12 protein-coding genes and 1 pseudogene are annotated in these 13,138 nt (G+C 71.5%); 11 read left to right on the plus strand and 2 right to left on the minus strand.

Features of this window, described 5'->3' with window-relative positions; all coding sequences use genetic code 11:
* Positions 1-21 precede the first annotated feature (21 nt).
* The 5 genes and pseudogenes from ACIQRL_RS32675 (at position 22) to ACIQRL_RS32695 (ending at position 5,739) form a co-directional block, all read left to right on the plus strand.
* On the plus strand, positions 22-1,068 hold the full coding sequence (locus ACIQRL_RS32675; RefSeq protein WP_401338367.1) for an MsnO8 family LLM class oxidoreductase: 1,047 nt from the start codon (positions 22-24) through the stop codon (positions 1,066-1,068).
* A gap of 408 nt (positions 1,069-1,476) precedes the next feature.
* On the plus strand, positions 1,477-1,626 hold the full coding sequence (locus tag ACIQRL_RS32680; protein WP_401338369.1) for a hypothetical protein: 150 nt from the start codon (positions 1,477-1,479) through the stop codon (positions 1,624-1,626).
* Positions 1,626-4,307 (plus strand): FAD/NAD(P)-binding protein, encoded by a 2,682-nt coding sequence (locus tag ACIQRL_RS32685; protein ID WP_401338372.1) that lies wholly within the window; start codon positions 1,626-1,628, stop codon positions 4,305-4,307. The genes ACIQRL_RS32680 and ACIQRL_RS32685 overlap by 1 nt, the downstream gene beginning before the upstream one ends.
* Positions 4,308-4,315: 8 nt before the next feature.
* Positions 4,316-5,059 (plus strand): annotated as a pseudogene (locus tag ACIQRL_RS32690) (RNA-guided endonuclease InsQ/TnpB family protein).
* Between the two features lie 470 nt (positions 5,060-5,529).
* Positions 5,530-5,739 carry a DUF6059 family protein gene (locus ACIQRL_RS32695; protein ID WP_401338375.1) on the plus strand — a complete coding sequence of 70 codons (210 nt, stop codon included), beginning with the start codon at positions 5,530-5,532 and terminating at the stop codon, positions 5,737-5,739.
* Positions 5,740-6,031: 292 nt separating this feature from the next.
* Here ACIQRL_RS32695 and ACIQRL_RS32700 read toward each other — a convergent pair whose 3' ends face one another.
* Together ACIQRL_RS32700 and ACIQRL_RS32705 are read right to left on the minus strand one after the other, a co-directional pair.
* Entirely contained in the window at positions 6,032-8,149 is a 2,118-nt protein-coding gene (locus ACIQRL_RS32700) for an MMPL family transporter (protein ID WP_401338377.1), read from the minus strand.
* A 264-nt stretch (positions 8,150-8,413) separates the two neighbouring features.
* Positions 8,414-8,836 (minus strand): zinc ribbon domain-containing protein, encoded by a 423-nt coding sequence (locus ACIQRL_RS32705; RefSeq protein WP_401338379.1) that lies wholly within the window; start codon positions 8,834-8,836, stop codon positions 8,414-8,416.
* 165 nt (positions 8,837-9,001) lie between these two features.
* Between ACIQRL_RS32705 and ACIQRL_RS32710 the strand changes: the two genes are divergently transcribed.
* The 6 genes from ACIQRL_RS32710 (at position 9,002) to ACIQRL_RS32735 (ending at position 12,953) form a co-directional block, all read left to right on the plus strand.
* Positions 9,002-9,463: a carboxymuconolactone decarboxylase family protein gene (locus ACIQRL_RS32710; protein ID WP_326782977.1), complete on the plus strand. Its 462-nt coding sequence runs from the start codon at positions 9,002-9,004 to the stop codon at positions 9,461-9,463.
* A gap of 650 nt (positions 9,464-10,113) precedes the next feature.
* Positions 10,114-10,524 (plus strand): VOC family protein, encoded by a 411-nt coding sequence (locus tag ACIQRL_RS32715; protein WP_401338382.1) that lies wholly within the window; start codon positions 10,114-10,116, stop codon positions 10,522-10,524.
* Between the two features lie 155 nt (positions 10,525-10,679).
* A complete protein-coding gene (locus ACIQRL_RS32720; RefSeq protein WP_401338384.1) occupies positions 10,680-11,201 on the plus strand; it encodes a helix-turn-helix transcriptional regulator in 522 nt (173 codons plus the stop codon).
* Positions 11,201-11,857: a glyoxalase gene (locus ACIQRL_RS32725; RefSeq protein ID WP_401338386.1), complete on the plus strand. Its 657-nt coding sequence runs from the start codon at positions 11,201-11,203 to the stop codon at positions 11,855-11,857. Before ACIQRL_RS32720 ends, ACIQRL_RS32725 begins: the two co-directional genes overlap by 1 nt.
* 74 nt (positions 11,858-11,931) lie before the next feature.
* Positions 11,932-12,345, plus strand: coding sequence for a VOC family protein (locus ACIQRL_RS32730; RefSeq protein WP_401338388.1), 414 nt, complete (start codon positions 11,932-11,934; stop codon positions 12,343-12,345).
* A gap of 173 nt (positions 12,346-12,518) precedes the next feature.
* The gene (locus ACIQRL_RS32735) at positions 12,519-12,953 is read left to right on the plus strand and encodes a YdeI/OmpD-associated family protein (protein WP_401338390.1); all 435 of its coding nucleotides are present in this window, start codon (positions 12,519-12,521) and stop codon (positions 12,951-12,953) included.
* Positions 12,954-13,138 lie beyond the last annotated feature (185 nt).

Below are 13,138 nucleotides of genomic sequence, written 5' to 3' on the forward strand. Positions count from 1 at the left end.
CGCACCCTCCAGGGAGGTTCCATGGTTTCGCTGTCCGTGCTGGACGTGGCGCTGGTCGCGCCCGGCGGCACCGCCCGCCAGGCACTGCACGACGTCGTGCGCACGGCGGTGACCGCCGACGCGTGCGGCTACCACCGCTTCTGGGTGGCGGAGCACCACAACTCCCCCCGCTGCGCCGGCAGTTCACCGGCGGTGCTGATCTCGCACATCGCAGCGGTGACGCACCGCATCCGGGTCGGCTCCGGCGGGGTGATGCTGACCAACCACGCGCCGCTCACCATCGCGGAGCAGTTCGCCGTGCTGCAGTCGCTGCACGACGACCGGATCGACCTCGGCGTCGGCCGCGCGACCGGCGGCACGGACAGCGGCACCCTCCTGGACCGCGCCCTGCGCCGGCCTGCGCAGGCACGCGCGGAGTTCCCCCAGCTCCTCGACGAACTCATCGGTTTCCTCTACGGCCGCTGGCCGGGCGGCCACGCCTTCCAGGACCTGGAACTCTCCCCGGCGCTGCCCGTGCCGCCCGGCGTGTTCGTCCTGGGCACCTCCGAGAACGGCGCCCGCGCCGCCGCCACGCGCGGGCTGCCCTTCGCCTACGGCGCCCACCTCGGGCCCACGTCCCGCCCCGCGGCCCTGGACCGCTACCGGTCGGCCTTCTCCCCCGGCCCGCTCGGCACGAGTCCCCATGTCATCGCGTCCGTCAACGTCCAGTGCGCCGGGACCGACGAGGAGGCCGAGCGGCTCGCCCACGACACCGCCGCCGCACGGTTTCGGCAGAAGCACACGGCGACGTCCCCGGGGACCGCTCTGCCCGAGCCGCGGGAGCGGTACCTGATCTCCAGGATGCTGGAGGACCTGCAGCTCGTGCGCGGCGGCCCGGCCACCGTCGCCGCCGGCCTGCGACGGCTGGCCGCCGCGCTGGGCGCCGACGAGATCATGCTCGTCCCCTACGACATCACCGCCGCCGGCCGCGAGCGCACCCTGCGCCTGACGGCCGCGGCCTGGACTCCCTCCGCGGACCGTGACCGGCCCCGTGCCGCCGGCGGGCAGGGCCGGCCCGTGGTCTCCTGAGCGGCACGTCCGCTCGGCAGCCCCGCCCCGGCACCCGCACCCGCGCGCGAGGCGCCGCCCGGTCCGGCGAACCACCGCCGGCCCGTCACACGGAACTGGTGACTGCCCGCGCCGACCGCGAAGCGGGCACAGCCCTCACGGCGTTCACCGGCCGCGACCGCGTGCGCGTGTGCCGGCCGGCGGGCCTTCACCCGGAACCGATGAAGCCACCGGAACACCGCCGGGCGGGCCTCGCGCTCGCTGGTGGCCCGCATGCCGGGACCTCTTCTCCCCCTCCTGCGGATACGGAGTTGCGCATGACCGGGGTCCACCTGGCTCGCGACCGTTCCTCGACCCGTGGTCGAGCAAGGTGCTCAAGGATGCCACCGGGTGGGGGTGAGAGACCTCCGTTCGGCGTGAGGAGTGCATATGCGCAAGGTCGTTTCCCGTGACGGCACCACGACCCCCTGCGAGAAGACGGGGGGCGGCCCCGCGACCGCCCCGGCCGGCGGCACGGCGGGCGGGGGCTTCAGCGGCGTCCGCACGGACGACGCCACGCGTGCGGGAAGTCGGCTCTGATGCGCCGCGTCGCAGTCGTCGGGGCCGGCGCGGCGGGGTCGCTCACGGCGGTCCAGCTGATGCGGCAGGCCGACAGGCTCGGCCGGACGGTCGGGATATGGCTGATCGACCCGGCCGAGCGAACCGGGCCGGGTGTCGCCTACGGCACGTCCGATCCGCGCCATCTCCTCAACGTGCCCGCCGGCCGCATGAGCGCCTTCCCCGACGACCCCGGGCACTTCCTGCGCTGGCTGACGGACCGGAACCCGCACACCGCGCCGGGTGACTTCGTCCCCCGCCAGGTGTACGGGCAGTACCTGACCGACATCGTCGAGCGCACCGCCGACGCCTGCGGGCACGCCCGCCTGCACCGGGTGCGGGACGAAGTCGTCGCCGTACGCGAGCAGGGATCCGGGCCGGCTCTGCGGCTCGCCGGCGGCGGTGAGCTGCGGGTGGACGCGGCCGTACTGGCGCTGGGCAGCCTCGCCCCGGCACAGGACTGGGCCGGCGCCGAGCTCAGGGAATCCGGGCGCTTCGTCGCCGACCCCTGGGCGCCGGGCGCTCTCGACGGCCCCGCCGGGAAGGGGGACGTCCTTCTCGTCGGCACCGGTCTGACCATGGTCGACCTGGCCGCCACGCTGGCCCGCCCGGACCGCGTGGTGTACGCGGTGTCCCGCCACGGGCTCCTTCCCCAGGAGCACCTGCCCTCCGCTGCCCCGCCGGCCGAGGCGCCGCCGGACCTGGACGGTACACGCGGTCTCGACACGCTGCGCCGGAGCGTGCGAGGGCACCTGTCCGCCACCCGACGCGCCTGCGGGGACTGGCGCCCCGCCCTGGACGGGCTGCGCCCGTTGACGGCGGCGCTGTGGCAGCAACTGCCCGTGGCCGACCGGGCCCGCTTCCTGGACGAGGACCTGCGGACCTGGGAGGTGCACCGCCACCGCATGGCACCCGCGGCCGCGGCCACGCTCCGCGGACTGCTGGCGTCGGGCCTGCTGCGAACCGGCGCCGGGAGGGTGCTCGGTGCCGTGCCGGTCGACGGCGCGGTGGAGGTCGCCCTCAGCGACGGCACACGGCTGCGGGTCGGTGCGGTGGTCAACTGCACCGGCGCTCGGACGGGCCCGCGCGGCACGATGGATCCCCTGGTGCGCTGCGTGCTGGAACGCGGATACGGCCGCACCGGCCCCGCCGGTCTGGGGCTGGACACCGCCGGCGACGGGCGGCTGGTGCCCTCGGCCGGCGCCCCGGCCCTGCGGCTGTGGACGATCGGGGCCGCGCGGCGCGGGAACCTGCTGGAGACCACCGCCGTTCCGGAGATCCGCGCACAGGCCGCCGAGGTCGCCGGCAGCCTGCTGGACGTGCTCACCGACCGCCGTGCCCCCGCACCGACCGACCACTACGGGCAGCGCCTGAGCACGTCGCCCGAGGCGGCGGAGCTGTACGACCGGGCCCTGAAACGCATCCTGGCGGGCAGCCTCGGCGCCGAGGAACTGCTGACCGAAGCCGTCACCGTCGACCCGGACTTCGCCGTCGGCCACGCGGCTCTGGCACTGCTCGGCCACGAGCCCGGGGGCGCCGGGCAGACACCCCCGGCACTCACGTCCGCCCGACGGGCCGCGACCGTACGGGCGGACGACCGCGAACGCAGCCTGGTCGCCGCGGTGGACGCCTGCCTGACCGGTACCGAGGAGCGGGGCAAAGCGGCCCTGCTGGGCCACATCGCCGGCCATCCCCGGGACGCACTGGCGGTGAGTGCGGCCGTACCGACCGTCTCCTTCAACGGTGTGACCCACGCCGAGGAGTCATGGGCGCTGGTCGAGGGGCTGTCGGGAACCTACGGGGACGACTGGTGGTACCTGGGGCAGCTGGCCTTCGTCCGGCAGGAACAGGAACGTTGGGAAGAGGCCGAGACCCTGGCCTCCCGGGCACTCGCCGCACAGCCCCGTGCGGGGCACGCCGTCCACGCCCGGGCCCACGTGTACTACGAGACCGGCGAACACCGTGCCGGCCTGGCCTGGCTGGACGAATGGCTACGCCGGCACGGGGACGGGGCAGGTCACCGTTCCCACGTCTCCTGGCACGCCGCCCTGCACGAGCTGTCGCTCGACAACCGGCCCGCGCTGCTGCGCCGCTACCGCCGGGAACTCATCGCCTGCCAGGTGAGCGGGGGCCGGCTGCTGGTCGACTCCGCCTCGATGCTGTGGCGGGCGCGCATGACGGACAGCTGGAGTGGCGATCTGCCCGTCGCCGAACTGCTGCACGCCGCTCCACGGCACTGGCTGGACGCACCGGCGACGAGCTTCGCAGCCCTGCACAGCGCGCTGGCCCTCGCCGCGGCCGGGGACCTCGACGCCCTCGGGCAGCTGCGGGCCCATGCGCTGGCCCACCACCAGGCGGTGTTCGCGCTGGTGGTCGCTCCGCTGTGCGACGCACTGTCGGCCGTCGTCCGGGAGGACTGGCGGCAGGCGGTACGGCGGCTTCGGCCGCTGCTTCCCCTGGTGGCGCGCACGGGTGCCAGCAAGGCCCAGCAGGAGGTGGTGGAGGAGACCCTGCTGCACGCCCTGATCGCGGGAGGCGAGTACGACCGGGCGGCGCGGCTGCTCGCGGCCCGGCTGGACCGCCGCGCGTCGCCGCTCGACCGGCGGCGACTGGACGCGGTACACGGACGGCGTGCGGGGTGGCGTGCTCCCGCGGTCATCTGAATTTCTCCTTGGCCACTCGTGTGAAGCGGGCGTTCAAGTACCGCTTCTGTCCGAACCGATGCGCAGGCGGCCGAGCTGTCGCGCACGTTCGGATGCGTGCGCAAGGTCTACGACCTGGCGCCGGCCGCGCGTACGCAGGCGTGGACGCGGCAGGAGCGGGTGAACTGCAACCAGACCTCGGCGATGCCGACGGTCTGGAAGAAGACCGGGGAACTGGCCTACTTTGAACGAGGTGTCGTCGGTTCCGCTGCAGCAGGCACTGCGGCACCTGCAGGTGGCGTTCACCAACTTCTTCGGCAAGCGGGCGAAGTACCCGAGGTTCAAGTCGAGGAAGAAGTCACGCAGGTCCGCCGAGTACACCGCCAACGCGTTCCGTTTCCGGGACGGCCGGCTGACGCTCGCGAAGATGCGTGAGCCTTTGGACATCGTCTGGTCCAGGCCGCTGCCCGCCGGCGTGTCCCCCTCGACGGTGACCGTCTCCCAGGATCCGGCCGGACGCTGGTTCGTCTCGCTGCTGTGCGACGACCCGTCCGTGCAGCCCGTGCCGGCCAAGGAAACGGCCGTCGGTACCGACGTCGGCCTGAACCACCTGCTGACCCGGCACGGTCCACGACGGGGACGTGAACGCGGCGAAGAACCTGCCGGCCGCCGGACTGGCGGTGACAGCCTGTGGAGCTGGTGCAAGACCTCAACGGAGCACTCCGGGCGGGCAGTCGGTGACGAAACAGGAAACCCCACAGCGCGAGCCGTAGGAATCCCCCTCCCTCAGGAGGGAGGGGAAGTCAAGGCGTCCTCTCTTCGGCGGGTCGGCGGCCTTTCCGGCGTGTTTTCGATCTAACCGGCACGTGCCGCGTGCGACTGCGGACGCGGGAACGCAGTTGAACGCTTCCCGGGCGGCTCCGGCCGGCCCGTCCGGGGAGCTCGCCCGGCGTCGCCGCAAGCGTGGCGCGGCAGGGCCCGCCGGGTGGTCCGGGCCGTCCGGCGTGCGGTTGCGCGCGGCCGGTCCGCGCCTGGCCACCGGCCGCGCCGTCCGCCGACGGGTGACGGGTAAGGGCCTGCCCGGGCGGGACACCGGCGGAAGCCGGTTGCGGGCCGAGGCGGGCACGGACGGCGGTGGAGCGGTTCTCGACCGTGCTTGAGGCGGCTGTCCAGTGTTTCTCGGCCGCACCCCCGGAATGTGGGCTGAACGGCCCGTCACCACGGCCCTGAAGTGAGGTCGGACATGATGCATTCATTTGCCCGCCGTTGCCTGCGTGAGGTGTACAGCGCCTTGAAGGCATACGGCAGCTACTACACGGGGGTGGATCCCGAACGCCCGGAGCGGTTCCTGCGTCTGGAGGACCCCGTGCCCGGGCACCCGGAGCGGCTGTGCTGGGAGGTGCCGCTCACACCGGTGGAGCGGGCGCTCGTCAAGGAGCTGGAGCCGCGCTGAGCCCGTCTGCGCCTGCGGATGAACGCCGCTGCCGGGGCTCTTGGGAGCCCCGGCAGCGGCGTTTGGGATACGGGCAGGCGCTCAGACCGCCGAGCGCTCGGCGACGAACGCCTCCCAGGTGCGCCTCCCCGCAGACGAGCAGGCCGTCAGGGGAAGGGGCACACAAACGCAGCGGCCGTTCCTCAGCGCTTCGTTGCTTGACACCTCGAAGCGTGAGGAACGGCCGCCTGCGTCGTCCCGGGAAGAACCGCGGATCAGCTCGTCGAGTGACCCGCGACGTCACACCGCAAACTCAGACGGTTGACGGTGCTTCGGCCCGGCTCTTCGCGGACTCGTGCGGCGCCGTCTCCTGTGGCGTCAGGCCCGGCCGCCAGAAGCGCGGCCCCAGGTCCAGGGCCAGCGCCGGAACCAGCAGACTGCGTACCAGGAACGTGTCGAGGAGGATGCCGACCGCTACGAGCAGCCCCTGCTGCAGTGCGCTCACCGTGGGGATGGCCGCAAGGACGCAGAACGTGGCAGCCAGCACCACGCCCGCCGACGTGATGACACCGCCGGTCACCGTTACCGCGGTGAGGATTCCCTCGCGGTGCCCGCGCAGCCGCACCTCTTCCTTTGCGCGTGTCATCAGGAAGATGGTGTAGTCGACGCCCAGCGCGACGAGGAAGATGAAGCCGAACAGCACCAGCCCGCGGTCGATCTTCGCGTGGTCGAGTGCGTGGAACAGCAGCGAGGCCGTGCCGACGGCCGCCGCGAACGACAGCACCACGGACCCGAGCAGCACCGCGGATGCGATGGCAGCCCGCAGCAGGATGAGGAGCATCACCACCACCACCGCGAGGATCAGCGGGATCAGCAGCGTCTCCTCGTCACCCTGCGCCACGGAGACGTCGAGCGCCACCGCGCTCTGGCCCCCGACGACCGCGTCGGCTGCCGGCCCGGTCGATCCGTCCAGCGCCGTCCTGATGTCCCGGACGGTGTCCCTGGCGGCCGCGGAGTCCGGAGCGTCGCGGAGCACTGCTGTCAGGTGCGTCCAGCCGCCCTTGGCCACCTGGGTGCTGACGGAGGACACACCGGGCACCTTGGCGACGACGGCCGCCGCAGATTCGGCCCCGGCGTCGCGGACGTACACATCCGCAGGAGCGGACGAGCCTGCGGGGAAGTGCTTGGCCAGAACCTGCTGGCCGGTGACCGAGTCGACCTTGCCGGTGAACTGCTCCGCCTGCGTCTGGCCGGTCTGCACGCCGGCGATGCCCAGCGCCATGACGCCCAGCACCAACGCCGTGCCGATCCACACCGCGCGCGGGCGCCGTCCCACGGCCTCGGCGATCTTTGCCCACGTGCCGTGCCCCTGCGCCGAGTTCGGGTCGTATCCCGCAGTGACGCGCGGCTTCACGGGCCAGAACACCCAGCGGCCCAGGATCACCAGCAGCGCCGGCAGCAGCGAGGTCATGGCGAAGAACACCAGGACCACACCGATGGCGACGACCGGTCCCAGACCCTGGGTGCTGTTCATGCTGCCGAACACCAGGCACAGCGACGCGATCGTCACCGTCGCGGCGGAGGCGGCCAGGGCCGACAGCGAGCCGTGCACGGCCAGCGACATCGCCGTGTGGCGGTCTTCGTGCCGGTGCAGCTCTTCCCGGTAGCGGGAGATGAGCAGCAGGGCGTAGTCGGTGCCCACGCCTACCGAGAGCACCATGAGTACGTAGGCGCTCTGACCGTTGACCACCAGCCCCGCGTGCTTGGCGAGGAGGTAGACGACGCCGCTCGCCACCTGGCTGGCCAGCCCCACGGTGATCAGCGGAATCAGCCACAGCACCGGGCTGCGGTAGGTCACGAGCAGCAGCAGCGCCACCACGCCGAGCGCGACACCCAGCAGGGCGCCGTCCATGCCGGAGTAGACCTCGGCGAAGTCGGCGATGCTCCCGGCCTCGCCGGTGATCTTGACGTCGAGACCAGCGGGGGCGCCGTCGGAGATGAGCTTGCCGGCTTCGGTCACCTTGTCGGTGAGCACCTTGTTGTCGCTGGGCGAGGTGCGCAGCGGAACGCTCACGAAGGCCGCGACCTTGTCCTCGGAGACCACGGCAGAGGAGACCTTGCCGATGGCCACCTTGTCGGCGAGCCGGGCACGATCGCCGTCGATCCGGGACAGGTCGGCCTGGGTGAGGCCTCCCTCGCGGGCGTAGACGATGACTGCGGTGCTGGAGTCCTTGTCGGCGAAGTACTGCTCCGCGAGCTGCACCGCCTTGGTCGACTGGGCGCTCGACGGCAGCCAGGCCTCAGGGTCGTTGTCCTGTACGTCTGCCAGGCCGGCGGCCAGCGAGCCACCGATACCCATGAGCAGGAACCACAGCACAAGCACGACCCACTTGGAGCGCCGGCCGGCGACGAAGGCAGCGTATCGGCTCACAACGGTGGGGGAAGGAACGGGCGGTGGAACCGTTTCTGTGGGGGATGGTGCCGGGATCTGGATCGTCATGTGACGCTCACCGAGGGTCAGGAGCCGTGGAGCGGGGGCTCGTACGGAACTGGGTACACAAAGGTTCTTCACCAGAGGGATGGAGTCCTGGTGGAGCGTCCCTCGAGTTGGCTTGAACTCGGATTCCCTCGCCCGATGGCGGTCCGTTTCCGGCCGAATTCCCTGACCTCAGCCTTGTTTGGCATCCTCCCCTTCTTAAAAGAGGGGGATTCCGACCCAGGTGGGTTGAGGTTCACGGACGCTCGCCCGCCGTTTGGGCGGTGTCGTCCCTGCGGCACCGGCTGTTCGCCGGGGGCGGGGGATCCCGCCCTGTCCTGCCGCGACGTTGGTTGCTGCGTTGGTGTCGGCGTTGCAGGTGAAGCCGCAGAGGGAGCAGACGAACTCGGCTTGGCTCTTGCGCGAGTTCTTGTCGATCCATCCGCAGACACTGCAGCGCAGGGAGGTGTAGGGGGCGGGGACGTCTTCGACCCGGCCGGGGGCCTTGTGTCCGGTGCGCTGGCGCAGCAGGCCCCGGCCCTGCGCGAGGATCGCCCGGTTCAGTCCGTCAGCTGTGCGGTCGTACAGGGGCGCATGAGGTTCCTTGGAGCGGTGGCACAGGCACGCATGAGGCTCGCTCAAGCAGTGCTTGAGACGCGCATGAGGCTCCCTAATCGCCGCTGGTCACTGGAGGGGGCGTGCCGCCGCTCGAAAGGTTTCCCTCGTTCGCCGGTCCCACCCGTGGGGCGGGATCCGTCAGTGTTGTGACGGACGGAAGAACGAAGAACACCGCTGAGGGAGCACCCGATGAAGGCTCGTATGACGAACGCCGCCAAGGTTCTGCCGGACGCCATGAAGGGCATTCAGAACCTCTACAAGGCCATTCACCAGGGCGGGGTCGACCAACACACGCTGGACCTGGTGCACCTGCGCGCGAGCCAGATCAACGGCTGCAGCTCCTGTGTCCACGCCGGCGTCACGGGCGCCAAGAAGGCCGGGGAGACCGACGAGCGCCTGCACGCCGTCGCTGCCTGGCGCGAGGCGCCGTTCTTCTCGGACGCCGAGCGCGCCGCCCTGGCACTGACCGAGGCCGCCACCCGGCTGGCCGACCACAGCGGGCAGGCCGTGCCGGACGCGGTCTGGGACGAGGCCGCCGACCATTTCACGGAGCAGCAGCTCGCCGCGATCATCCTCATGATCGCGACGACGAACTTCTTCAACCGGCTGAACGCCACCGTCCAGGAGCCCGCGGGCGCCGCCTGGAGCTAGGCACTTCCCAGAGGCCGACAGGACGGCCGCGAGGCCGTCCTGTCGGCCTGTGCGTGGGGACGGGAAGGCGGGATCACGAGGGCCTCACGGATCGCGGCCGCCAGCGGTACGGAAGGCCTTCACCAGGAGCGCGGACGGGTGCTCGGGACCGCCCGCGACGAAGCTGCCGAAGCCCGCGAACACCGGAGGCGGGCCCGCCCCGAGAAACTCCGCCGGGCGTGCGCCGGACCGGACACCGGACGGTGGCCGGATCTCTCATCAGAGTCTCCGACGGCACCTCCCGGACCCGGTGACACCACCCCCCAGGTCATGCCTTCGACAGGGGGACACAGTCATGCCGGGGCCGGAGGCCAGCGGTCCCATTGCAGGACCGCGGAAAACATAACGGGGACGGCCGCCGGCAGCCGCACATCTCGTGTCCCTGGGGCCGGTCCGCGGGGCGGGGCACCACCGTGAAGCTGCAGCCGCGCGGGACCTGGGCGGCGGGGAGTCCAAGGAGCTGGCCCTGGAGAGCGGCTGACGGGGCCTCGGGGGCTCTGTCTCGGGGAGCGAGTGCGCTCCGCGTGACATGCCCGCGAACGTCCGGGCGTGTCCGGATCGGTCAGGAATCGAGAAGCTCGGTTCACGGAGCCGCCTCTAGCCTGCTCGCCATGGACATCACCATTCACACGGCTTCTCTGCCGCATGCCGACCCGGACGCTTCGCTCGCCTTCTATCGCGACGTCCTCGGTTTCGAGGTCCGCAGCGATGTCGGCCAGGGCAGGATGCGCTGGATCACGGTAGGCCCGGCCGGTCAGCCGGGCACCTCGATCCTGCTGACACCGCCTGCCGCCGATCCCGGCATCACCGAGGACGAGCGCCGCATGGTCACGGAGATGATGGCCAAGGGCACCTACGGATGGATCCTGCTGGCCACCCCGGACGTCAACGCCGCGTTCGAGAAGGTGCAGGCGGGTGACACCGAGGTCGTCCAGGAGCCGACCGAGCAGCCGTACGGCATCCGCGACTGCGCCTTCCGCGACCCAGCGGGCAACCTGGTCCGCATCCAGGAGCTTCGCTGAGCAGTGCGGGTACCGATGCAGCCGTGCGGGCCGGCATCGCCACCACCCATGAGGAACGCGGCGGCGCACCGGAGTGGGCACCCCCGACACGTCGAAGACGTCGTAAGGAAGACGTCGAAGGAAATCGAGGACGAAAGACGAAGGAGAGGGTTCTCATGTGCAAGCCTGAATGGCGGCGTGCACGCATCCAGGCGCAGCGCCTGGCTGATCTCGCGCGGCTGCGCCGCGTCCGCGACCGGATCGACAGGGAATACGCGCAGCCACTGGACGTGGAGGCGCTCGCCCGTGATGTGGACGTGTCCGCCGGGCACCTGAGTCGGCAGTTCCGGGCCGCCTACGGTGAGTCGCCGTACGCGTATCTGATGACGCGTCGCATCGAGCGGGCGACAGCGCTGCTGCGGCGGGGCGACGTCAGCGTCACCGAGGTCTGCTTCGCGGTCGGCTGCGCGTCGCTGGGCACGTTCACCACCCGCTTCACCGAGCTGGTCGGCATGCCGCCCGGGGCGTTCCGGCGCCAGGCGGCGGAAGCGGCGGCCGGCCGTGCCGAGGCTGCGGGTGCCCGCCGCGATGCCGGGTCGGCGATCAGGGTGGAGGGGATGCCGGCGTGCGTGGCGAAGCAGGTCTCAAGACCGGTCAGGAATCGAGAAGCCCCGGCCGCCGCACGGCCCCTACGGTGATGGTCATGGCAACCACCACTTCCACCCCAGTTACCACGTCCATCGCGGCCATCACCCTTGAGGTGGCCGACGTCGAGGCCGCCCGGCGCTTCTACAGCGCCTTCGGCGTGGACACGTACCTGCACCTGCGGGCGTCCCAGGCGCACTCCACCGGATTCCGCGGCTTCACCCTGGCGCTCACGGTGTCCGGGCCGGCCACCGTCGACGGCTTCATCGGTGCCGCCGTGGACGCCGGCGCCACGGTCCTGAAGCCCGCCGCGAAGTCGCTGTGGGGCTACAGCGGCGTCCTCCAGGCCCCGGACGGGACGATCTGGAAGATCGCGACCTCGGCGAAGAAGGACACCGGCCCCGACACCCGCGAGATCGACGAGGTCGTCCTGCTGATCGGCGTCGAGGCGGTGAGGGCCACCAAGCAGTTCTACGCCGGCCGGGGCATGACCGTGACCAAGAGCGTCGGCAGCATGTACGTCGAGTTCGCCCCCGGTCAGTCCCACCCCGTCAAAATGGCGCTGTACAGGCGCCGCGCCCTGGCCAAGGAGGTCGGCGTCCCCGCCGACGGCACGGGCTCGCACCGCATCGTCCTCGGCAGCACCGCCGACGCCTTCACCGACCTGGACGGGTTCGTCTGGGAGGCTGCCGCCCCCACACCGTCCTGACCTCCGTCCCTGTGGCAGCCGGGCCCCGGCCCGGATGTCCGACACGTATACCTCTACAGCTCAAGGAGTACGGCATGAAGGCACACGTCAGCTCGATCCTTCTCGGCGTCCGGGACATGGACCGGGCCAAGGAGTTCTACACCGAGGGGCTCGGCTGGAAGGTCCAGAGTGACTACGGCATCTCGGTGTTCTTCGAATCGGACGGCGCCTCGCCCGTCGGCTTCTACAGCCGCGAAGGACTGGCCGACCAGGTGGGCACGGACCATGAGGGCAGCGGCTTCAGCGGACTGGTCCTGACCTACGTCGTGCGCAGCGAGGCGCGGGTCGACGAGATCATGGCGGAGGCCGCGAAGGCCGGCGCCACGGTCCTCAAGCCCGCCGGCGCTCTGCCGTGGGGCGGGTACGGCGGCACCTTCGCCGACCCGGACGGCTACGTCTGGAGTCTCGGCTTCAGCACCCAGGGAACCGACCAGCCCTACGCCGAGTAGCCGCGGTTCCCTGCCTCACGGCCGTCCCGGACACGGCGATGGGCCCGTGCGGGAAGCGGGAGCGGCCACCGGAGCCGGGCGGGCCGGATCCGCGGCGAGCCGGCAGAACAACAGGAGTTGACATCCTCCCGGGCCTCAAGGCCGGGGCACTCTCGCAAGATCAGAGGTAGATCATGAAGTTTCTGTCCCACGTCGAGCCGCCCGAGCCCATGCGGGGCCTGCTGGTTCCGCCCGAGGTGGTGGAAGCTCTCGGCGAGGGCTCGCGGCCACCGGTGACGATCACGCTCAACGGGCATTCCTGGAAGAGCCGGGTCGCCTTCCTGCGCGGCCGCCACCTGATCGGCCTCAGCCACGCCAACCGGCAGGCCGCGGGTGTCGAGATCGGCGAGGAGGTCGAGGTCGATTTGGAGCTCGACACCGAGCCGCGCGTCGTCGTCGAGCCGGAGGATTTCGCCCGGGCCCTGGACGACGACCCGGTCGCCCGCGCCGCGTACGACCACCTCACGTACAGCCGCAAGCGCGAGCACGTGCGTGCCGTCGAGAGCGCGAAGATGCCCGAGACGCGCCGGCGGCGCATCGAGAAGGCCATCGCCACCCTGCGGGGCTGACCCCGGGAGCAGGCCTCCGACGCCCTACGCACCAGCCGTTCCTCAGCGCTTCGTTGGTCGACACCTCGAAGCGTGAAGAACGGCTGTTTGCGTTCTCCCGGGAAGAACCGCAGGTCAGCTACTGGGCGCCGCCGGGAGCAGCAGGCGGTGCAAGCGGGCCGCTATCGGTTCTCGACCGGTGATGC

Origin of the sequence: Streptomyces sp. NPDC091209 (assembly GCF_044757755.1) — a bacterium.
Lineage (GTDB): Bacteria > Actinomycetota > Actinomycetes > Streptomycetales > Streptomycetaceae > Streptomyces.

Excerpts from the sequence above, each read along its gene's own strand:
- ACIQRL_RS32675 (WP_401338367.1), top strand. The coding sequence starts at position 22 with ATGGTTTCGCTGTCCGTGCTGGACGTGGCGCTGGTCGCGCCCGGCGGC.
- ACIQRL_RS32680 (WP_401338369.1), top strand. The coding sequence starts at position 1,477 with ATGCGCAAGGTCGTTTCCCGTGACGGCACCACGACCCCCTGCGAGAAG.
- ACIQRL_RS32685 (WP_401338372.1), top strand. The coding sequence starts at position 1,626 with ATGCGCCGCGTCGCAGTCGTCGGGGCCGGCGCGGCGGGGTCGCTCACG.
- ACIQRL_RS32695 (WP_401338375.1), top strand. The coding sequence starts at position 5,530 with ATGATGCATTCATTTGCCCGCCGTTGCCTGCGTGAGGTGTACAGCGCC.
- ACIQRL_RS32710 (WP_326782977.1), top strand. The coding sequence starts at position 9,002 with ATGAAGGCTCGTATGACGAACGCCGCCAAGGTTCTGCCGGACGCCATG.
- ACIQRL_RS32715 (WP_401338382.1), top strand. The coding sequence starts at position 10,114 with ATGGACATCACCATTCACACGGCTTCTCTGCCGCATGCCGACCCGGAC.
- ACIQRL_RS32720 (WP_401338384.1), top strand. The coding sequence starts at position 10,680 with ATGTGCAAGCCTGAATGGCGGCGTGCACGCATCCAGGCGCAGCGCCTG.
- ACIQRL_RS32725 (WP_401338386.1), top strand. The coding sequence starts at position 11,201 with ATGGTCATGGCAACCACCACTTCCACCCCAGTTACCACGTCCATCGCG.
- ACIQRL_RS32730 (WP_401338388.1), top strand. The coding sequence starts at position 11,932 with ATGAAGGCACACGTCAGCTCGATCCTTCTCGGCGTCCGGGACATGGAC.
- ACIQRL_RS32735 (WP_401338390.1), top strand. The coding sequence starts at position 12,519 with ATGAAGTTTCTGTCCCACGTCGAGCCGCCCGAGCCCATGCGGGGCCTG.